General features: G+C 41.6%; 16 protein-coding genes and 1 pseudogene. All 17 read left to right on the top strand.

From position 1 onward, the window contains the following. The 17 genes and pseudogenes from ptsP to HMPREF9421_RS08550 all read left to right on the top strand — a co-directional run bounded on the left by ptsP (window position 1) and on the right by HMPREF9421_RS08550 (window position 22522). Window positions 1–1734 (top strand): phosphoenolpyruvate--protein phosphotransferase, encoded by a 1734-nt coding sequence (gene ptsP / locus HMPREF9421_RS08635; RefSeq protein WP_006596635.1) that lies wholly within the window; start codon window positions 1–3, stop codon window positions 1732–1734. A gap of 386 nt (window positions 1735–2120) precedes the next feature. Then, a complete protein-coding gene (gene glgB / locus HMPREF9421_RS08630; protein ID WP_006596634.1) occupies window positions 2121–4022 on the top strand; it encodes a 1,4-alpha-glucan branching protein GlgB in 1902 nt (633 codons plus the stop codon). Between the two features lie 117 nt (window positions 4023–4139). Next, window positions 4140–5282: a glucose-1-phosphate adenylyltransferase gene (locus HMPREF9421_RS08625; RefSeq protein WP_006596633.1), complete on the top strand. Its 1143-nt coding sequence runs from the start codon at window positions 4140–4142 to the stop codon at window positions 5280–5282. Continuing rightward, the gene (gene glgD / locus HMPREF9421_RS08620; protein WP_006596632.1) at window positions 5272–6408 is read left to right on the top strand and encodes a glucose-1-phosphate adenylyltransferase subunit GlgD; all 1137 of its coding nucleotides are present in this window, start codon (window positions 5272–5274) and stop codon (window positions 6406–6408) included. The genes HMPREF9421_RS08625 and glgD overlap by 11 nt, the downstream gene beginning before the upstream one ends. Then, complete coding sequence (glgA, locus tag HMPREF9421_RS08615; protein WP_006596631.1) at window positions 6408–7835, top strand: glycogen synthase GlgA; 1428 nt, start codon at window positions 6408–6410, stop codon at window positions 7833–7835. The genes glgD and glgA overlap by 1 nt, the downstream gene beginning before the upstream one ends. A gap of 297 nt (window positions 7836–8132) precedes the next feature. Then, window positions 8133–13909, top strand: a pseudogene (locus HMPREF9421_RS08605) (ZmpA/ZmpB/ZmpC family metallo-endopeptidase). A gap of 272 nt (window positions 13910–14181) precedes the next feature. Continuing rightward, complete coding sequence (locus tag HMPREF9421_RS08600; RefSeq protein ID WP_006596628.1) at window positions 14182–14382, top strand: F0F1 ATP synthase subunit C; 201 nt, start codon at window positions 14182–14184, stop codon at window positions 14380–14382. A gap of 32 nt (window positions 14383–14414) precedes the next feature. Beyond that, on the top strand, window positions 14415–15131 hold the full coding sequence (gene atpB / locus HMPREF9421_RS08595) for a F0F1 ATP synthase subunit A (protein ID WP_006596627.1): 717 nt from the start codon (window positions 14415–14417) through the stop codon (window positions 15129–15131). A 15-nt stretch (window positions 15132–15146) separates the two neighbouring features. Next, window positions 15147–15641: a F0F1 ATP synthase subunit B gene (atpF, locus tag HMPREF9421_RS08590; protein WP_006596626.1), complete on the top strand. Its 495-nt coding sequence runs from the start codon at window positions 15147–15149 to the stop codon at window positions 15639–15641. Then, window positions 15641–16177, top strand: a complete 537-nt coding sequence (locus tag HMPREF9421_RS08585) for a F0F1 ATP synthase subunit delta (RefSeq protein WP_006596625.1) — start codon at window positions 15641–15643, stop codon at window positions 16175–16177. Before atpF ends, HMPREF9421_RS08585 begins: the two co-directional genes overlap by 1 nt. Window positions 16178–16192: 15 nt before the next feature. Continuing rightward, complete coding sequence (atpA, locus tag HMPREF9421_RS08580) at window positions 16193–17698, top strand: F0F1 ATP synthase subunit alpha (RefSeq protein WP_006596624.1); 1506 nt, start codon at window positions 16193–16195, stop codon at window positions 17696–17698. 15 nt (window positions 17699–17713) lie between these two features. After that, window positions 17714–18595, top strand: a complete 882-nt coding sequence (locus HMPREF9421_RS08575) for a F0F1 ATP synthase subunit gamma (protein ID WP_006596623.1) — start codon at window positions 17714–17716, stop codon at window positions 18593–18595. Between the two features lie 88 nt (window positions 18596–18683). Further along, window positions 18684–20090 carry a F0F1 ATP synthase subunit beta gene (gene atpD / locus HMPREF9421_RS08570; protein ID WP_006596622.1) on the top strand — a complete coding sequence of 469 codons (1407 nt, stop codon included), beginning with the start codon at window positions 18684–18686 and terminating at the stop codon, window positions 20088–20090. A gap of 13 nt (window positions 20091–20103) precedes the next feature. Then, on the top strand, window positions 20104–20523 hold the full coding sequence (locus HMPREF9421_RS08565; RefSeq protein ID WP_006596621.1) for a F0F1 ATP synthase subunit epsilon: 420 nt from the start codon (window positions 20104–20106) through the stop codon (window positions 20521–20523). A gap of 240 nt (window positions 20524–20763) precedes the next feature. After that, window positions 20764–20994, top strand: coding sequence for a DUF1146 family protein (locus HMPREF9421_RS08560; RefSeq protein WP_040803274.1), 231 nt, complete (start codon window positions 20764–20766; stop codon window positions 20992–20994). 66 nt (window positions 20995–21060) lie between these two features. Continuing rightward, complete coding sequence (gene murA, locus HMPREF9421_RS08555) at window positions 21061–22344, top strand: UDP-N-acetylglucosamine 1-carboxyvinyltransferase (protein WP_006596619.1); 1284 nt, start codon at window positions 21061–21063, stop codon at window positions 22342–22344. Then, window positions 22334–22522 (top strand): DNA-directed RNA polymerase subunit beta, encoded by a 189-nt coding sequence (locus HMPREF9421_RS08550; RefSeq protein ID WP_006596916.1) that lies wholly within the window; start codon window positions 22334–22336, stop codon window positions 22520–22522. The genes murA and HMPREF9421_RS08550 overlap by 11 nt, the downstream gene beginning before the upstream one ends. Window positions 22523–22595 lie beyond the last annotated feature (73 nt).

The following is a 22595-nucleotide window of genomic DNA, read 5'->3' as shown; positions in this document are numbered from 1 at the left end:
ATGACAGAAATGCTTAAAGGAATTGCAGCATCTGATGGTGTTGCCGTTGCTAAGGCATATCTACTTGTTCAACCCGACTTGTCATTTGATACAATCTCAGTTGAAGATACAAATGCAGAAGAAGCTCGTTTGGATGCAGCTCTTGAAGCTTCACAAAACGAGCTTTCTCTTATTCGGGAGAATGCAGTAGCGAGCCTTGGTGAGGAAGCGGCACAAGTATTTGATGCTCACATGATGGTTCTTTCTGACCCTGAAATGGTTGGTCAGATCAAGGAAACGATTCGCACGAAGAAGGTGAATGCTGAGGCTGGATTGAAAGAAATCACAGACATGTTTATCACCATCTTTGAAGGAATGGAAGATAACCCATACATGCAAGAACGTGCGGCAGATATTCGCGACGTGACCAAACGTGTTCTTGCAAACTTACTTGGTAAGAAATTGCCAAACCCAGCGACGATCAATGAAGAAGCAATCGTGGTTGCGCATGACTTGACTCCATCAGATACAGCTCAATTGAACAAACAGTTTGTTAAAGCTTTTGTTACAAACATTGGTGGCCGTACCAGTCACTCAGCCATCATGGCTCGTACACTTGAAATCGCAGCTGTTCTTGGTACAAACAACATTACCGATCTTGTAAAAGATGGTGATGTTTTGGCTGTATCTGGAATCACTGGTGAAGTAGTCATCAACCCAAGTGAAGAACAAATTGCAACCTTTAAAGCAGCTGGTGAAGCTTATGCGAAACAAAAAGCTGAATGGGCTCTCCTTAAAGATGCGAAAACAGTGACTGCAGATGGTAAACACTTTGAGTTGGCAGCTAACATCGGTACACCTAAAGACGTTGAAGGTGTGAACGAAAATGGTGCAGAAGCTGTTGGTCTCTACCGTACAGAATTCTTGTACATGGATTCTCAAGATTTCCCAACTGAAGACGACCAATACGAAGCTTACAAAGCAGTTCTTGAAGGTATGAACGGTAAACCTGTTGTCGTTCGTACAATGGATATCGGTGGGGATAAAGAACTTCCTTACTTCGATCTTCCTAAAGAAATGAACCCATTCTTGGGTTACCGTGCTTTGCGTATCTCTATCTCTGAAACAGGTAACCAAATGTTCCGTACACAATTGCGTGCTTTGCTTCGTGCATCTGTTCACGGTAAATTGCGGATCATGTTCCCAATGGTTGCTTTGTTGACAGAGTTCCGTACAGCTAAAGGTATTCTGGAAGAAGAAAAAGCGAAATTGGTTGCTGAAGGTGTTGCCGTTGCTGACGACATCGAAGTAGGGATCATGATTGAAATCCCAGCTGCAGCGATGTTGGCTGACCAATTTGCCAAAGAAGTTGATTTCTTCTCAATTGGTACAAACGACTTGATCCAATACACAATGGCTGCTGACCGTATGAACGAACAAGTTTCATACCTTTACCAACCATATAACCCATCGATCCTTCGTTTGATTAACAATGTGATCAAAGCAGCTCACGCTGAAGGTAAATGGGCTGGTATGTGTGGTGAGATGGCTGGTGACCAAACTGCTGTTCCACTTCTTGTCGGAATGGGCTTGGATGAGTTCTCAATGTCAGCTACATCTGTCCTTCGTACACGTAGCTTGATGAAGAAACTTGACACAGCTAAGATGCAAGAATACGCTAATCGTGCTCTTACTGAATGTTCAACCATGGAAGAAGTGCTTGAACTTTCTAAAGAATACGTGAACGTAGACTAATTGATGTTAAAAATCTGATAAAAGTTATCACCTTTGAAGAGGTGGTAGCTTTTTTGTTTTAAACGTCTATTTGTTTCTTTAAATGAAGTAGCTGAACAAAAATGGAGTTGTTGTCGTTATATCAAAACAAAAAATCTAAATTTTCTAAAAAATTTCGGAAATAGCTTTAATTACACTTATTTTTATAGTATAATATTGGAAAGATAGTTTGAAAGCTGAACAATTATGAATCTATTTTAGGAAATTTCAGAGAAATAATGGAAGTTTCAAATTCTTTTCATAAATTTTCATCGTATTATTCAAGAAAAAATCTTGAATATTTCAACTATTTATAGTAGAATAATACTAATAGGAAGCGCTTACATAAAAGCGAGAGAGGTGAGTGAATGGATACGAAACAAGCATTGTATACATTTGGAACTGGGGAGAACTTTCATCTTCAACATTATCTAGGGGCTCATAAAGAGCAAGTAGATGGTGTGGAAGGGTATAGTTTCCGTGTATGGGCTCCAAATGCTCAGGCAGTACACCTAGTAGGTGATTTTACCCAATGGGAAGAAAATGAAATTCCTATGGTGCGAAACGAAGCTGGTGTTTGGGAAGTTTTTACAACTGCACCTCAAGTTGGCGATATCTATAAGTTCCATGTTACAAGACAAAATGGCCACCGCTTGATGAAGGTGGATCCTTTAGCAGTCCGCATGGAAAAACGTCCGGGTACTGGAGCAGTCATTACGGAGATTCCTGAGCGGAAATGGAAAGATGGACTCTGGATGGCGAGACGGAGAAAACTTGGCTTTAGATCTCGTCCAGTAAATATTTATGAAGTTCATGCCGGTTCTTGGAAACGAAATGAAGATGGAAGTCCCTATTCATTTGCTCAGTTGAAGGAAGACTTGATTCCTTACTTGGTAAAAATGAACTATACCCATGTGGAGTTCATGCCGGTGATGGCTCACCCGCTTGGGCTTAGTTGGGGCTATCAATTGATGGGTTACTTTGCCTTAGAGCATACCTACGGAACACCGGAAGAGTTTCAAGATTTCGTGGAAGCTTGTCACTTGAATAACATTGGGGTGATTGTGGACTGGGTACCGGGACACTTTACCATCAATGATGATGCCTTGGCTTATTACGATGGAACACCAACCTTTGAATACCAGGATCACCATCGTGCCCACAACTATGGCTGGGGAGCTTTGAACTTCGACCTAGGTAAAAATCAGGTTCAATCCTTCCTCATTTCTAGTGTGAAGTTCTGGATTGAGTTTTATCATTTGGATGGAATTCGGGTCGATGCGGTCAGCAACATGCTTTACTTAGACTATGATAGTGGACCATGGACACCAAATATTGATGGTGGAAATCTCAACTATGAGGGGATCCATTTCCTTAAGCGGATGAATGCTGTGATTAAATCAGAACATCCGGATGTCATCATGGTAGCTGAGGAAAGTTCATCTGGCACCAAAATCACTGGTCCAGAAGAGTATGGTGGTTTAGGATTTGACTACAAGTGGAATATGGGATGGATGAATGATATTCTTCGCTTCTACGAGGAAGATCCTATTTACCGGAAATTTGATTTCAACTTGGTGACCTTTAGTTTTATGTATGCCTTCTCTGAAAACTTCTTGTTACCTTTCTCTCACGATGAAGTGGTCCACGGGAAGAAGAGTCTCATGCATAAGATGTGGGGAGATCGCTACAACCAGTTCGCTGGCTTGCGCAATCTCTTGACCTATCAGATTTGTCATCCAGGTAAGAAATTGCTCTTCATGGGTTCAGAGTTCGGTCAATTCTTAGAATGGAAGTCTGAAGAACAGCTAGAATGGTCTAATCTGGACGATGACATGAATCGCAAGATGCAAGAGTTTACTTCACAGCTCAATCAATTCTACAAAGACAACAAGATGTTGTGGGAAATTGATGATAGCTATGATGGCATTGAGATTATTGATGCAGACAACCGAGATCAAAGTGTCTTGACCTTTACTCGTAAGGATACCAAAGGAAATCATCTGCTTTGTATCTTTAATATGGCACCAGTAGAGCGCAAGGACTTTACGGTCGGCGTCCCTGTTGCTGGGGTCTATGAAGAAATTTGGAATACAGAATTAGAGAAATGGGGAGGTGTCTGGAAAGAGCACAACCAGGAAGTGAAGACTCAAGAGGGATTATGGAAAGATTATCCACAAACCTTGACCTTCACCTTACCAGCTCTTGGAGCTAGTGTATGGAAAGTGAAACGAAAACTTCGTTCCAATGTGTCTAAAACAAAAAAATAGTTGTTGGTGATCTACTGATCGTAGTCTATGATCCCATTCCTAACTCTGTAGAAGAGGCCAAAGTGCCTCTCCTCAGAAGTGGGAAGAAGGTCTCGTCAATCCAAAAAGGAGTAATCAATGAAGAATGAAATGCTAGCTCTGATCCTTGCTGGTGGGCAAGGAACTCGCCTTGGAAAACTCACTCAAAGCATTGCCAAACCTGCAGTGCAATTTGGGGGACGTTATCGTATTATTGACTTTGCCTTATCCAACTGTGCCAACTCAGGTATCCACAATGTTGGCGTGATTACTCAGTATCAACCGCTTGCCTTAAATAATCATATCGGAAATGGTTCAAGTTGGGGTCTTGATGGTATTAATACTGGGGTTTCTATCCTTCAACCTTATTCTGCAAGTGAAGGAAATCGTTGGTTTGAAGGAACAAGTCATGCGATTTTCCAAAATATCGACTACATCGATAGCATCAATCCAGAGTACGTGTTGATCCTTTCTGGAGACCATATCTACAAGATGGACTATGACGAAATGCTTCAGTCTCACAAAGATCACAATGCAAGCCTTACAGTAGCTGTATTGGATGTACCTTTAAAAGAAGCTAGCCGTTTCGGAATCATGAATACGGATGCCAACAATCGAATTGTCGAATTTGAAGAAAAACCTGCAGAGCCAAAATCAACAAAAGCTTCCATGGGTATCTACATTTTTGACTGGTCTCGCCTTCGCAATATGCTAGTAGCTGCAGAGAAGAGTGACATCGATATGTCTGACTTTGGTAAAAACGTTATTCCAACTTACCTTGAATCTGGAGAAAGCGTTTATGCTTATGAATTCAAGGGCTATTGGAAAGACGTGGGGACCATTGAATCTCTCTGGGAAGCGAATATGGAATACATTGATCCAAACAATGCTTTGGATAGCCGTGATCGTCACTGGAAGATCTATTCTCGTAACTTGATTTCACCACCAAACTTCTTTGGCGAACATACCCATATTGAAGATTCCTTGGTGGTGGATGGATGCTTGGTAGACGGAACAGTAAAACATTCTATCTTGTCTACGGAAGCACAAGTTCGTAAAGGTGCAGTCGTTGAAGATTCTGTCATCATGAGTGGTGCCATTATCGGACAAGGTGCCGTGATTAAACGCGCTATAATCGGTGAAGGAGCGGTCGTTTCAGAAGGTGTAGTCATCGATGGAACGGAAGAAGTACAAGTCGTTGGATATAACGAAAAAGTGGGGGTAGCAACAGATGAAGATTGATAAGTATTCAGCCATTTTAGGAAACACAGTAGGCTTCCATGATATGTCATCATTGACAGATCATCGTCCTGTTGCCAGTCTACCATTTGATGGGAAATATCGTTTGATTGACTTCCCACTTTCAAGTTTAGCCAATGCGGGAATCCGTAGTGTATTTGGTATTTTTCAACAAGAAAATATTAGTTCTGTCTTTGACCATATCCGCTCTGGTCGTGAGTGGGGCTTGTCAACTCTTTTGAGCCACTACTATCTCGGTATCTACAACACTCCAGTAGAAAGTTCAAACGTTGGCAAGGAATATTATGAGCAACTATTGACCTATTTGAAACGCTCTGGTTCGAACCAGACAGTCGCTCTTAACTGTGATATCTTAGTAAACATTGATTTGAACCAAGTCTTCCACTTGCACAATACCGCTGACAGACCAATCACAGTGGTGTACAAAAAGATGCATCATCGTGACATCTCTGAAGTAAATGCGGTTTTAGAAATCGATGAGACAGACCATGTACGTGGACAAAAGTTGTTTGATGGAACAGATCCAGATGCTCTCTATAATATGTCAACGGATATCTTTATCGTTGATACACCATGGTTGATTGAAAAATTAGAAGCAGAAATCCATAAAGAACATCCAGAAAAATTGCGTTATATCCTTCGTGATTTAGCAGTAGAACACGGGGCTTTCGCTTTTGAATACACTGGCTATATTGCCAATATTCATTCAGTTGAATCCTATTATCGTGCTAACTTGGATATGTTGGAAACCAATAAATTCATGTCTCTCTTCTCACCAAATCAAAAAGTTTATACCAAGGTGAAAAATGAAGAGCCAACTTACTATGCTCCTGGTTCGCAAATTAAGAATTCGCAATTTGCATCAGGAAGTATTGTCGAAGCTTTGGTGCATGATTCTATCATTTCTCGTCGTGTTCATCTACACCAGGGGGCAGAAATTCGTAGCAGTCTCCTGTTCCCAGGTGTCGTTGTCCATGAGGGAGCAGTCGTTGAGCATGCGATTCTTGACAAGGGCGTCGTAGTTGAAACTGGTGTAACCATTCGTGGAACCAAAGAAGCACCTCTTGTGATTAAAAAAGGTGCTGTGATTACAGAGGATATTGGATAATGAAATTATTGTTTGTTGCCGCTGAAGGAGCTCCTTTTTCAAAAACCGGGGGCTTGGGAGATGTCATTGGAGCACTCCCTAAATCCTTGGCTAAAAAAGGTCATGATGTTCGTGTCGTCCTCCCTTACTACGACATGGTAGAGGCGAAATTTGGCGACCAAGTTGAAGATGTTTTACACTTCGAGACCAGAGTGGGATGGAGAAGTGAATATGTTGGTGTGAAACGCATCTATCGTGATGGTGTCACCTTCTATTTTATTGATAACCAGAAATATTTCTTTAGAGGACATGTCTACGGAGATTTTGATGATGGGGAGCGCTTTGCCTACTTCCAATTGGCAACGCTTGAGATGATGGAACGAGTGGACTTTATTCCTGATATCATCCACGCTCATGACTACCATACTGCTATGATTCCTTTCCTACTAAAAGAGAAATACCGTTGGATTCAAGCTTACAATGGAATCAAATCTGTCTTAACCATCCACAATCTGGAGTTCCAAGGTCAGTTTGACCCAGGAATGTTGTGGGATTTGTTTGGAGTTGGATTTGAGCGCTATGAGGATGGCACTCTTCGGTGGAAAGATTGCTTAAACTGGATGAAGGCAGGGATTCTCTATGCAGATCGTGTAACCACTGTTTCACCAAGTTATAGCTATGAAATCAGGACAGCTGAATATGGTTGTGGCCTTGATCAAATCTTGCGCATGGAATCTGGTAAATTAACAGGGATTGTGAACGGAATCGATACAGACCTCTACAATCCTGAGACAGATCCCCTCTTGACCTATCATTTCAGTAAAGATGATTTATCAGGAAAAGCAGCAAGCAAACGAGCTCTTCAGGAACGTGTTGGACTTCCGGTTCGTGAGGATGTTCCCTTGTTCGGAATCGTTTCACGTTTGACTCGCCAAAAAGGCTTTGATGTGGTGGTTGAAGAATTACACAACCTCCTACAAAAGGATATCCAAATCGTTCTTTTGGGAACGGGAGATCCTGGCTTTGAACATGCCTTTTCTTGGTTTGGTCAAGCTTATCCAGATAAACTCTCTGCCAATATTATGTTCGATGTGCAGTTAGCTCAAGAAATCTACGCTGCTTCGGATGTTTTCTTGATGCCGAGTCGTTTTGAACCATGTGGTCTATCTCAAATGATGGCTATGCGTTATGGAACCTTGCCATTGGTTCATGAGGTAGGGGGACTTCGCGATACTGTTCAAGCCTATAATGTAGTTGACGGAAGTGGTACTGGTTTTAGCTTTAATAACCTTTCTGGTTATTGGCTAAACTGGGCTGTCGATCAAGCTTTGACGGTCTATACTCATGATAAGGATGCTTGGCTTGGTCTCCAAAGAGAAGCCATGAGCCGTGACTTCTCATGGGATACAGCTAGTCAACATTATGCTGATTTGTATCAATCATTATAAGATGAATGAAAAACGCCTAATTTGAACTGTAACCCAAAAGTTAGACAGAAAAATCTAACTTTTTGGGTCGGTACAATTTTAGGCGTTTCTTTGTTTGTGGAAGGAAGAATTTACTACTAAAATACAGGGAACCAAAAAAAGGAAGAAATCTGAGTAAAATATGTTGCTAAAATCACTGAAAAAAGATAAGATAGGTAAAGAATCACAGGAAGCTTGTTTAGAGAAAGTGAGTATCCTCTCCAAAAATAAATGAGGCTTCCTATGATTTACTAATATTACTATGTAGGAAGTTATAGAATGAAACAAACAAGAAAAGCTGTTGAAAAGATTACTAAGTATTCGATTCGAAAATTATCCGTCGGGGTAGGACCGGTTGCTATTGGAGCCTTTTTCTTTGCAACTAGCTTATTAGGAGCACCATCAGTACAAGCAGATCAACTGACACGAGAAGCGACAGTTCATTTAGGATATGTTACGGAAAATGAGTTAACACCCGAAGAGCAAGCCCAGGTGATTCATGCTATTCCTGAAGAGTATCAAAATGAAGATACCTTTTATCTAGTGTATAGGAAGAAAACAGCTAGCCAAAGTATACTGCCACAAACAGGGACGACCGAATTGGCGATTGCGGGGCTTAGTTTAGCGACTGCATCCTTTGCAGTTCTTTTGCTGTCCAAGAAACACCGTAAAAAAGTAATGGGACTTTTATTAATTGGTTCCATGGGGCAAAGTCTGCTCTTGTCTATCGATGCTGCGGCCTTGCAAAATATTGAATTACGAAGCTACAATCAAACTCTTTCAATTGCAAGCAGTAAAGAATTAGCCAACGGTGTTATACCGATTGAAGGTTATGACTATGTCGGTTATCTCCGACATTCAGCTAGACCTAAATTGGATGGGCAAGCGCCTGTCGTGAAAGTTGAAGAAAAGCCGGCAATCTCCGATCTCTATCAACCTACAACGAAAGAGGAGACTCTATCTCAGGTTACACCAAAAGAAGGACCTAGTTTCCCTGTAGTGGAAAAGCCAAAAGTTGAAGTTTCAACAGAAAGTATCCCATTTGAAACTGTAGAACAACCAGATCCTACTTTAGCCAAAGGTCAAACGACGGTTCTAAGAGCTGGGCAAAATGGGGAACAAACTGTTTTAACGGAAGTGAGTACGGTAAATGGTCAGGAAGTTCGCAAAGTACTTGAAAGAACTGTAACAAAAGAAGCAGTTCCACAAATTATTTCTATTGGAACAAAGGAGGAGATTCAACCAAGTCCTCAACCTGCTCCAGTTGTAACTGCTAAAGGAACACAGAAGAAGGCCATGTTGGTGAAGCTCCTGTACAGCCAGAGAACCCAGCTTATACCGGTGTCGTTGAAGCCAAAGGAACGCAAGAAGAAGGCCATGTTGGTGAAGCTCCTGTACAGCCAGAGAACCCCGCCTATACCGGTGTCGTTGAAGCCAAAGGAACGCAGGAAGAAGGCCACGTGGGTGAAGCTCCTGTACAGCCAGAGAATCCAGCTTATCAAATAACGGAAGGAACGGTTACAGAAACAGAAACGGTGGTCCTTCCGTATGAAACCGAATATGTATCAGATGCGAACCGCTACACTGATGAAGAAACAGTGATTCAAAATGGTCAAGCAGGAAGTCAGCTGATTCACCGTGTCTATAAGACTGTCAATGGTCAAAAAGTTGGGGACCCAATCAGCACGAGTACAGAAACTGTTAAGGCTCCAGTAAACGAAAAAATTAGTCGTGGTACAAAGGCTATTGAAGGTCAAGTTGAAGAAGTTTCATTTGAAGAAATTCCTTTCGAGACAAGAACTGAAGTAGACAGCACTCTTCCGAAGGGAACAGAAGTTGTTGCTCAAGCTGGTCAAAACGGTAAGAAAAAGATTACCAAAGTCTATAAGACCATTAAAGGTGTAAAAACTGCGGATGCTCCAACGGTTTCGGAGGAAGTAGTTGAACAAGCCCAAGATCGGATCATTAAAAAAGGGACCAAAGAACTAGACAAGCCAACCTTGACCTTGACACAGGTCGATAAGGAAGAATTGAAGCGCAGTGCCAGGGCTTCCTATCGTTTGGATAAACCGGAAGGTGTCACCATCAAGTCCATCCAGGCGGTGTTGAAGAAGGGCGATCAAGTGGTGAAAACTTTTGCCCTTTCAGAGTCTGATTTAGCAGCTGCCTTACTGGATTTAGACTACTACAAGGATTATACGCTTGCAACGACCATGGTGTATGATCGTGGAAATGGGAATGAAGAAGAGGTTCTCAAGGAAGAGCCACTAAGACTTGACCTTAAAAAAGTTGAAGTCAAAAACATCAAGGAAACTAGTCTGATTAGCGTGGATGACCAAGGCCTTGAGACCGATCGTAGCCTCTTGTCCGAAACACCTTCAGATGTGAAACCTTATTACTTAAAGGTTACCACCCATGATAATAAGGTCACAAAACTGGCCGTTGATAAAATCGAAGAAGTTACAATTGATGGAAAAGCATTATACAAGGTGACTGCTAAAGCACCTGATCTCATCCAACGAGCAGCAGATAAGCAGTTCAGTGAGGACTATGTCCACTACATTGCGAAGCCGAAAGCTCATGAAGGAGACGTCTACTACAATTTCAACGAACTTGTAAAAGCTATGCAAGCCAATCCGACTGGTACCTTTAAGCTTGGTAGCAGTATGAATGCAAGTAATGTGCAACCAGCTGGCAAGTCTTATGTAACCAATACCTTCAAGGGAACATTGGAAAGTACAGAAGGCAATAAATTTGCTATCCATAACATTACGAGACCGTTATTTGGTAACATCGAAGGTGGTACTGTTAAGAATCTCTTGCTTGAAAACGTAGCGATCGACCTACCTACGGTAGATCGAGTAGCACCGATTGCAAATGTGATCAAGAATAATGCGACTGTCGAAAATGTTAAAGTAACAGGTAATGTTGTTGGGGGCAACGATGTAGCTGGTATTATCAATAAAATTGATGGTAGTGGGAAGGTAAGTAATGTTGCCTTTATCGGGAAACTGCACGCTGCTGGAAACAAAGGTTGGTACTTAGCAGGTGTTCTAGGAGAAAACTGGAAAGGTATCGTCGAAAAAGCTTACGTTGATGCTGAAATTACTGGGAATAAAGCAAAAGCTGCAGGATTAGTTTATTCTTCTCAAAATGGTGGGAATAACAATACGCTAGGTAGAGAAGGAGTTCTCAGAAATTCCGTTGCTAAAGGTTCGATCGAACTGAAAGAAGCGGTCCAATCTGGTGGCTTACTGGGGACCAACTGGGCCTTGGGTGCCATTGAAGACAACATCACCATGATGAAAGTCAAAACAGGTGAGATGGTCTTCGGACACTCGGATATCGATGCAGATGATTACTTCACCTATTCAAGAACCAAGCGCAATTACAGTGTGGAGGATGTGAGTGAAGGTAAGAAAACCTATAACAACTCCCGTAAAATCCCTAGCATTTCCCTTGCAGAAGCTGAGCAGAAAATTGAAGCAATGGGGATTACTGCTGATAAATTTGAAAGCACGAAACCTGTTGAAGATAAACTCAATAACCTTGTTAACAAAGACGATCAATACAAGGCAATTGAAGGCTACGACGCCGCTCGCGAACTTGCTTACCGCAATATTGCAAAACTGCAACCATTCTACAACAAAGAGTGGATTGTCGACCAAGGAAACAAATTGGCTACGGGTAGTCCTCTCTTGACCAAGGAAGTCTTGTCTGTGACAGCCATGAAGGGCAATGATTTTGTAACAGAATTGGCTGATGCCGACCACATTCTGATCCATTACTCGGATAAGACAAAAGACATCTTTACTATTTCGCTGAAAGAATCTAAGGTCAAACAAGTGAAAGAGTACAGTGTAGCGGAACTCGGTGAAGTTGTTTATACGCCTAATATCGTTGACAAAGACCGTAGTGATCTTATCAATGCTATAGTTGAAAAATTAAGCCCAGTTGAGCTACAATCAGATCCAATTTACCAAAAACTTGGTAGAACAGGACCAAATAAAGTTAACGCTATAAAAGATCTTTACCTAGAAGAAAGCTTCAAAGAAGTTAAGGATAATCTAGCTAAATTTGTGAAACAGTTGCTTGAAAATGAAGATCATCAATTAAACACAGATGAAGCTGCTAAACGTGCTTTGATCAAGAAAATTGATGACAACAAGGCAGCGGTTCTCCTTGGTCTATCTTATCTTAACCGTTATTACGGAGTGAAGTTTGATAACTTTAATGTCAAGCAACTTATGTTGTTCAAACCAGATTTCTATGGTAAAAATGTAAGTGTGTTAGACTTCTTGATTCAGATTGGTTCTAAAGAAAGTAACATTAAAGGTGATAGAACTTTAGAAGCTTATCGCGAAGCTATCGGTGGAGTTATCGGTATCAGCGAGTTAAATAGTTTCTTAGACTATAATATGCGTCTATTCACAAATGATACAAACTTGAACGATTGGTTTATCAAAGCAACCAAAGACAATGTTTATATCGTTGAACCAGCAACAACAACTCCTGAGTTTGCTGATAAGAAACACAGAGCTTATGAAGGCTTAAACAATGATATGCACGGTAAGATGATCTTGCCACTCTTGAACTTAAAAGATGCCCATATGTTCTTGATTTCAACTTACAATACAATGGCTTATAGTTCATTTGAGAAATATGGTAAGTACACTGAAGCAGAACGTAATGCCTTCAAAGCTGAAATCGATAAAGTAGCCAAAGCTCAACAAAATTATCTAGACTTCTGGTCACGTCTATCAATTGATAAAGTTCGTAATCAACTACTTAAGAGCAATAACATGGTTCCAACACCTGTTTTGGATAACCAAAACTATAAAGATATTAGTACTGATAAATACGGTCACACTAATAGCGGTAAAGATGTTGCTCCTATTCGTGAATTATACGGACCTACAGGACGTTACCATGCGACTGACTGGCGTATGGGAGCTGTAGCTCGCGTTTATGGGAATCCATATAAGGATGATTCTGTCTTCTTCATGGTTACAGATATGATTAGTGACTTTGGTATTTCAGCCTTTACCCACGAAACAACTCACGTAAATGACCGTATGGTCTACTTGGGTGGTTCAAGACACCGTGAAGGTACTGATTTGGAAGCATTTGCACAAGGTATGTTGCAAACTCCATCAGTATCAAATCCAAATGGTGAATACAAAGCCCTAGGTCTTAACATGGCTTATGAACGTCCAAATGATGGAAATCAATGGTATAACACCAATCCAAATGATCTGAAGTCACGTGACGAAATTGATCGTTACATGAAGGGCTACAACGACACTCTTATGCTTCTGGATTATCTTGAAGGAGAGGCTGTCCTCGATAAAGCAAATCAAGATTTAAACAATGTTTGGTTCAAGAAGGTTGATAAGCAATACCGAGGAAATAACACCAAGAACCAATTCGACAAGGTTCGACCTTTAAGTGATGAGGAAAAAGCTATTCCTTTACGCACAGTAGATGACTTAATTACGAACAACTTCATGACCAACCGTGGTCCAGGTAACAGAGTTTATAATCCTACTGACTTTGATTCTGCTTATGTGAATGTTCCAATGATGACTGGTATCTATGGTGGTAATACAAGTGAAGGTGCTCCTGGAGCTATGTCCTTCAAACACAATACCTTCAGAATCTGGGGTTACTATGGCTACGAAAAAGGCTTCTTAAACTATGCTTCTAATATGCTAAAAGCTGAATCTAAAAAAGCTGGTAAAGATACTCTAGGTGATGATTTCATCATTAACAAGATTTCTGATGGTAAATTTAGTACCCTTGAAGATTGGAAGAAAGCTTACTTCAAAGAAGTTGTGACAAGTGCTAAAAATGGAATACAATCTTTTGAAATTGATGGTAAAACATACAATAGCTATGAAGACTTGAAACAAGCCTTTGCTGAAGCAGTTGATAAAGATAAAGCTACCCTAAGTAACGGCTCTGTCAAATTTGATCATACTGTTTCACTGAAAGAAAAAGTCTTTAAGAAATTGCTGCAACAAACAGACAGTTTCAAAACCTCTATTTTTAAATAGGAAGAAAATACTCATCTGCTCGTCAGGTGAGTTTTTTCTATCCTTGGTAATAATGCCTCCTCTTCTGATGAAAATAATATAAATTTGTGTGAAATACAAAAATAGACAAAGTGTCTAAAGATAATTAGAATCTTTTGAAAGCTAGTGGTAAGAGAAATTTTAAAAGTGGTGACAGAATTGCTGTAAAACGTTTTCTTTCTGAGTAAACATTTGACTATTATATTTTTTAGGAGTAAACTAAGGGAGTAAAATTTATTTAAGGAGAATTCATCATGAATTTAACATTTTTAGGTCTTTGTTTTGCCTGCTTCGGCGTATCCATTGCTGAAGGATTGATTATGAGTAATCTTTTTAAAGCTGCTTCTCGTCAACCAGAGATTATCGGTCAATTACGTAGCCTTTTGATCCTTGGGATTGCCTTTGTAGAAGGTACCTTCTTCGTAACCTTGGCTATGGCCTTCGTTATTAAATAGACTTCTCTATTTAGGAAAGGAGGTGTCAAACCTTGGAAGAAAGTGTGAATCCAACCCTAAATATTGGACCAGTATCCTTTGATTTGACCCTACTTGCCATGTCTCTTGTAACTGTTTTGATGGTCTTTGCTTTTGTCTATTGGGCAAGCCGCAAAATGACCCTCCGTCCTAAGGGCAAACAGAATGCTCTTGAGATGATCTATGATTTTGTCATTAGTTTTACCAAGGGAAACATTGGAGAGCACTACATGAAGAACTATTCTTTGTTCTTGTTTTCTCTCTTTCTCTTTATCTTGGTGGCCAATAATATTGGATTAATGGCAAAAGTCCAAACAACAAACGGTTATAACTTGTGGACTTCCCCAACGGCTAACCTCGGCTATGACTTATCTCTCTCCTTTATGATCACCTTGATCGCACATATAGAAGGGGTTCGTCGTCGAGGCTTTAAGGAATACTTGAAGGCTTTTGCAACTCCTGGTTTTATGACCCCGATGAACCTCCTAGAAGAGGTGACCAATTTTGCTTCCTTAGCAATTCGGATCTACGGGAATATTTTTGCCGGTGAAGTATTGGCAGGCTTGCTCTTAGCCTTGTCTCAACAAGCCTTTTATTGGTATCCAGCAGCCTTTATCGGAAGCATGTTATGGACGGCCTTTTCGATTTTCATTTCATGTATCCAGGCCTATGTATTTACCATGTTGTCATCCATGTACATAGGTAAAAAAATAAACGGTGAGGAAGAGTAAGTAGAGGAGTAGAAGATGGATTTAACAATTGGTACCATTATTGGTGACTTTATACTGATCGCTGGTTCCTTCCTCTTATTAATCTTTTTAGTAAAGAAATTTGCTTGGGGCAATATTACTAGTATTTTGGATGCGCGTGCTGAAAAAATTACCAATGATATTGACGAAGCAGAGGCAGCCCGTAAAAAGGCTGAGGAACTAGCTACAAAACGCGAAGCAGAGTTGGCAGGTAGTCGTCAAGAAGCAACGACCATTCTTGAAACGGCTAAGGAAACAGCCGAAAAAAATAAGGCTCATATTCTCAGTGAAGCCAACCAAGAAGCCCTTCGCTTGAAAGAAAAAGCGCAATTAGAAATTTCGCAAAATAAAGAAGAAGCGATGAACAGTATCAAGGGAGATGTCGCAGATCTAACCGTCAACTTAGCAGGTAAATTGCTAAGCCAACAGTTGGACTCTGAAGGCCATCGCCAACTGATCGATCGCTACCTAAATGAATTAGGAGATGCCTAATGGACAAAAAGCAATTAATGGTAATTGAGAAATATTCCCAGCCTTTTGTTCAATTGGTATTTGAAAAGAATCAGCAAGATGACGTTTATGAAAAATTAAGTCAAATAAAGGCTGTTTTTGAGGAAACAGGCCTTGCTGCATTTTTAGCTCATATCGGTGTAGAGGATGAAGAGAAGGCGAAAAGTCTGCGACTTTTCCAAAACTCGGATTCAGCATTACTAGACCATTTGATTGAAGTGGTTATTCTCAATCATCGTGAAGCCTTATTTTATGACATTGTCAGAGTTAGTATGGAGCAAATTCAACAAGTGAGCAACTGTTTTGAAGTAACCGTTTCTTCGGTTGCAGGACTCGATCAGGCTCAAAAAGAAAAGTTGATCCCTATTATTGAAAAGAAATTTGGTATTCAAGTTCGTTCTCTGAAAGAAGAACTGGATCCAGATTTGATTGGTGGTTTTGTGGTTTCAGCAAATCACAAGACGCTTGATACCAGTCTAAAACGTCAATTGCAAGTCATAAAAGCAAATTTGAAATAGAAAGTGGTGTGAATTTTGGCGATTAACGCACAAGAAATCAGCGCTTTAATTAAGCAACAAATTGAAAATTTCCAGCCAAATTTTGACGTCACAGAGACCGGAGTCGTTACCTATATTGGTGACGGGATTGCGCGTGCTCATGGCCTTGAAAATGCAATGAGTGGTGAGTTGTTGATCTTTGAAAACGGCTCATACGGAATGGCGCAAAACTTGGAAACGACAGATGTCGGGATTATCATCCTCGGAGACTTTACGGATATTCGTGAAGGAGACTCGATCCGTCGGACTGGTAAAATCATGGAAGTCCCTGCTGGGGATGCCTTGATTGGTCGGGTTGTCAATCCTCTAGGTCAGCCAGTGGATGGCTTGGGAGAAATCGTGACAGATAAATTCCGTCCAGTTGAAACACCAGCTCCTGGTGTTATGCAACGGAAATCTGTCTCAGAGCCTCTACAAACTGGGTTGAAAGCCATTGATGCCCTCGTTCCAATTGGACGAGGCCAACGGGAATTGATCATCGGAGACCGTCAAACAGGGAAAACCTCTATTGCCATCGATACCATCTTGAACCAAAAGGATCAAGACATGATCTGTATCTATGTCGCAATTGGACAAAAAGAATCAACGGTTCGGACACAAGTAGAAACACTTCGCAAGTATGGAGCAATGGATTATACCATTGTCGTGACAGCATCAGCCTCACAACCGTCTCCATTGCTATTCCTTGCACCTTATGCAGGGGTTGCGATGGCCGAAGAGTTCATGTACAATGGCAAACACGTTTTGATCGTCTATGATGATTTGTCAAAACAAGCCGTTGCTTACCGTGAATTGTCCCTTCTTCTTCGTCGTCCGCCAGGACGTGAAGCCTTCCCAGGGGATGTCTTCTACCTTCACAGCCGTTTGTTGGAACGTTCTGCGAAAGTATCGGATGAATTAGGTGGTGGATCCATCACTGCGCTTCCAATTATTGAAACACAAGCAGGAGATATTTCCGCTTATATCGCGACTAACGTGATTTCGATTACGGATGGCCAAATCTTCTTGCAAGATAGCCTCTTTAACTCAGGAATTCGTCCAGCCATCGATGCGGGATCCTCTGTGTCACGGGTTGGTGGATCAGCTCAAATCAAGGCTATGAAGAAGGTTGCGGGGACTCTCCGTATTGACCTAGCTTCCTACCGTGAGTTGGAAGCCTTCACCAAGTTTGGTAGTGACTTGGATGCGGCTACTCAAGCTAAGTTGAACCGGGGTCGCCGGACAGTAGAAGTCTTGAAACAACCAGTCCATGAACCATTAACTGTCGAAAAACAGGTGGTGATCTTGTATGCTTTGACACATGGGTTCTTGGATAGTGTACCAGTTGATGATATTCTTCGCTTTGAAGAGGAATTGTTTGCCTTTGTTGAAGTGCATCATCCAGAAATCTATGAAACCATTCGTACTACCAAAGATCTTCCAAGTGAAGAAACAATGGATGCAGTGATTACTGACTTTGTCAACCAATCAAGTTTCAAATAGAAATAGGAGTGGCAGATGGCAGTTTCTTTAAATGATATCAAAAATAAAATTGCATCGACAAAGAATACCAGTCAAATTACGAATGCTATGCAGATGGTATCTGCTGCCAAACTTGGGAAGTCTGAGCAAGCTGCCAAGGACTTCCAAATTTACGCATCTAAGGTTCGTAAACTATTGACAGACCTCTTACATGGACACGAGGCTGAGAATGCTAAGTACCATCCATTTTTAAAGAGTCGTCCTGTCAAAAAGTCTGCTTATATTGTTATCACTTCTGACCGTGGACTAGTGGGAGGCTACAATGCCTCTATCCTCAAGTCAGTCATGGAATTGAAGGAAGAATACCATCCAACGGGTGAGGATTTTGAAGTCATCTGTATTGGAAGTATTGGGGCAGATTTCTTTAGAGCAAGAGGCATTCAGCCGGTTTATGAACTACGTGGCCTAGCGGATCAACCAAGCTTTGATGAAGTGCGGAAGATCATCAATAAGACAGTCCAAATGTATCAAAATGAATTGTTTGATGAATTGTATGTCTGTTATAATCACCACGTCAACAGTTTGACCAGTCAATTGCGGGTAGAGCAAATGCTTCCGATTATTGACTTGGACCCCAATGAAGCAGATGAAGATTATATCTTGAATCTGGAGTTGGAATCAGACCGCGATGCGATTTTGGATCAATTGCTTCCACAGTTTGCGGAAAGTATGATTTATGGAGCCATTATTGATGCCAAAACAGCTGAAAATGCTGCCGGTATGATGGCCATGCAAACCGCAACAGACAATGCCAAGAAAGTAATTGATGAATTGACCATTCAATACAACCGAGCTCGTCAGGCAACCATTACGCAAGAAATTACGGAAATTGTTGCAGGAGCGAGTGGGCTTGAGTAGTTGATTCGATGCACATTTTAACAATACAAAATTAAGCTTGATGGTATGTATTCACAAGCTTAGAAACTTAATAGAATAGGAGAATGACATGAGTTTAGGCAAAATTTCTCAGGTTGTAGGTCCTGTCGTTGACGTAGCTTTTGCTGCGGGCGATAAACTCCCTGAGATTAATAATGCGCTTGTAGTCTATAAAAATGACCAACAAAAATCAAAAGTCGTTCTTGAAGTAGCTCTTGAACTTGGGGATGGTGTCGTTCGCACCATTGCCATGGAATCAACAGATGGCTTGACTCGTGGGATGGAAGTATTGGACACTGGTCGTCCAATCTCTGTGCCTGTCGGAAAAGAAACTCTTGGACGGGTCTTTAACGTCTTGGGAGATACCATTGACTTGGAAGAAGCATTTCCAGAAGATGCTCCTCGTGAATCCATTCATAAAAAAGCTCCATCCTTTGATGAGCTTTCTACTTCAGAAGAAATTCTTGAAACAGGGATCAAGGTCATTGACCTCTTGGCCCCTTACCTGAAAGGTGGGAAGGTTGGACTCTTCGGTGGTGCCGGAGTTGGAAAGACCGTCTTGATTCAAGAATTGATCCACAATATTGCCCAAGAGCATGGTGGGATCTCTGTATTTACAGGGGTTGGAGAACGGACCCGTGAAGGGAATGACCTGTACTGGGAAATGAAGGAATCTGGCGTTATCGAAAAAACAGCCATGGTCTTTGGACAAATGAACGAACCACCAGGAGCACGGATGCGTGTAGCTTTGACTGGTTTGACTATTGCGGAATACTTCCGTGATGTGGAAGGTCAGGACGTTCTCTTGTTTATCGACAATATCTTCCGTTTCACCCAAGCCGGTTCAGAAGTATCAGCCCTTTTGGGACGGATGCCATCAGCCGTTGGTTACCAACCTACTTTGGCAACGGAAATGGGACAATTGCAAGAACGGATTACCTCAACCAATAAAGGTTCTGTTACATCGATCCAAGCCATCTATGTGCCAGCCGATGACTATACAGACCCTGCCCCAGCAACAGCCTTTGCCCATTTGGACTCAACGACCAACTTGGAGCGTAAATTGGTACAATTAGGGATTTACCCTGCCGTTGACCCATTGGCATCTAGCTCTCGTGCCCTTTCTCCAGACATCGTCGGAGAAGAGCACTATGCAGTGGCTTCTGAGGTCAAACGCGTCCTTCAACGCTACCATGAACTGCAAGATATCATTGCCATCTTGGGGATGGATGAATTGTCTGATGATGAAAAGACCTTGGTGGCTCGTGCCCGTCGTATTCAATTCTTCTTGTCTCAAAACTTTAACGTGGCGGAACAATTTACTGGTCAACCAGGTTCTTATGTACCGGTTGCAGAAACTGTTCGTGGCTTTAAGGAAATTTTGGATGGGAAGCATGATCACTTGCCTGAGGATGCCTTCCGTGGTGTCGGTTCGATCGAAGATGTGATTGCGAAAGCTGAGAAAATGGGATTCTAAGAAGAGGTGAAAGATGAGTCAAATGAACGTCCAAATCGTTACACCGGATGGACTGGTTTATGATCATCATGCCGCATTTGTATCTGTCAAGACAATTGATGGTGAATTAGGGATTTTACCTCGTCATATCAATACCATTGCGGTTTTGGCTGTAGACCAAGTCAAGGTCCGTCGGATCGATGACGAAAAACACATTGATTGGATCGCCGTGAATGGTGGGATTATTGAAGTGGCAGATAATGTCATTACCATCGTAGCGGATTCGGCGGAACGCGCTCGAGACATTGATGTTAGCCGGGCTGAGCGTGCAAAAATGCGTGCTGAAAAAGCCCTTGAAGAGGCCAAAGATCAACATTCTGTTGATATGGAGCGTCGTGCAAAAATTGCCCTTCAACGCGCTATTAACCGGATTAATGTCGGAAATCGATTATAAAAAGTTAAAGAGGCTGGGACAGAAGTCCTAGCCTCTTAATTGTTTTTGGATTGTCGAGCAAGACGCAGTGGTTGAGTGGGCTCTACTACGCTGATTTCATCAGCTTTTACAGCCCTACTCAACTGTGCGGAGGTGGGACGACGAAATCGAATTCTAACGAATTACCGATTTCTGTCCCACTCTCTTTTTTTGAATCTAAAGAATATGAAGGGAAACTTTTTCTTATGGTATAATAGAGGTATGATTCAAATGATTTTTACTTTTTGCAGTCACCTATTGTTTATTTTCTTCGCCTACCACCTTCTTTCAACGGTGGTTCAGTGGGAGCGTTTTTTAAAGGTAAACGCCGAAACAGCCGTAAAAATTCGGCTTCTTATTTTATTGATCAGCATTAGTCTTGGCTATTTGACTAGCAGCTTCTTTATCAGTATTTATGAATTCAGTCGGCAGTTGTTTAACGGGAACTTTTAGCTTCTTTTTTAATGAATTTATGGTATGATAGTAGTCGTGACTGAATGAAATGGAGTAATAACAAGTATGGATAAAATTATTGTAAATGGTGGTCAAAATCGCCTAGTTGGAACTGTGAAGATTGAAGGAGCAAAGAATGCAGTCCTTCCTCTTTTGGCAGCAACTGTTTTGGCCAGTGAAGGAACAACAACTTTGACCAATGTTCCTGTTTTATCTGATGTCTTTACAATGAACAATGTCGTTCGTGGCTTGAACACACAAGTTACGTTTGATGAAGAAACCAATACAGTAGTCGTTGATGCGACGCAACCATTGACAGAAGAAGCGCCTTACAAATATGTCAGCAAGATGCGAGCTTCGATCGTCGTTCTAGGTCCTGTCTTGGCTCGGAATGGTCATGCCAAAGTTTCCATGCCAGGTGGCTGTACCATTGGAAGTCGTCCAATCGATTTGCATTTGAAGGGCTTGGAAGCTATGGGAGCGAAGATTACCCAAACGGCTGGTTACATTGAAGCAAAAGCAGATCGTCTTCGAGGAGCTCATATCTATATGGATTTCCCATCCGTAGGTGCGACGCAAAATATCATGATGGCAGCAACCTTGGCAGATGGAACGACGGTTATCGAGAATGCAGCCCGCGAACCTGAGATCGTGGACTTGGCCTCTCTGTTGAATAAGATGGGAGCTAAGGTACGTGGAGCAGGTACAGAAACCTTGACGATTGTTGGGGTGGATCGTTTGCATGGAGCGGTTCACAATGTCGTTCAAGACCGAATTGAGGCAGGAACCTTCATGGTTGGTGCAGCCATGACAGGTGGAGACGTTTTAATCGAGGATGCGATTTGGGAACACAACCGCCCTCTTCTTTCTAAGATGCAAGAAATGGGCGTTGAGGTAACGGAAGAAGAGAATGGCATTCGCATTCGCTCAGATGTTTCTAAATTGAAACCAGTGACGGTAAAAACTTTACCTTATCCAGGCTTCCCTACAGATATGCAAGCCCAATTTACTGCTTTGATGGCCATGGCTTCTGGTGAATCGACCATGATTGAAACGGTATTTGAAAATCGTTTCCAACACTTGGAAGAGATGCGTCGGATGGGCTTACATTCAGATATTATGAGAGATACGGCCCGCATCCAAGGTGGGGCTAGCTTACAAGGGGCTGAAGTAATGTCGACAGACTTGCGTGCTAGTGCAACCTTGATTTTAATGGGGCTTGTGGCTGAGGGAGAAACCAAAGTGAGCAAGTTAACCCACCTTGACCGTGGATATTTTAAATTCCATGAGAAATTGGTGGCTCTTGGAGCAGATGTACGTCGTGTGAAGGAAGATGATGATGAAAACTAAATTAAAAGCAATCGGAAAACAATTGGGAATCGTCCTATTGGTTCTTACTATCTTAGCGATTGTTTTCGCTCTTGGCTTGGTCATTGGATATGGTGTCATTGGTAATGGAAAGGATCCTTGGTCCATTCTCTCGCCAGATACATGGAAGGAAATCCTTCAGAAATTTTCAGGTAAGTAACTATTTATCAAAAAGAGGAGCTTGAGATCGTGATCCCAGGCTCTTTCCCATTCAGTAGAAACAGAGGAAACCA

The organism is Streptococcus australis ATCC 700641, assembly GCF_000186465.1.
Taxonomy (GTDB): domain Bacteria; phylum Bacillota; class Bacilli; order Lactobacillales; family Streptococcaceae; genus Streptococcus; species Streptococcus australis.
This window is presented reverse-complemented; position numbering and strand designations above follow the sequence as displayed.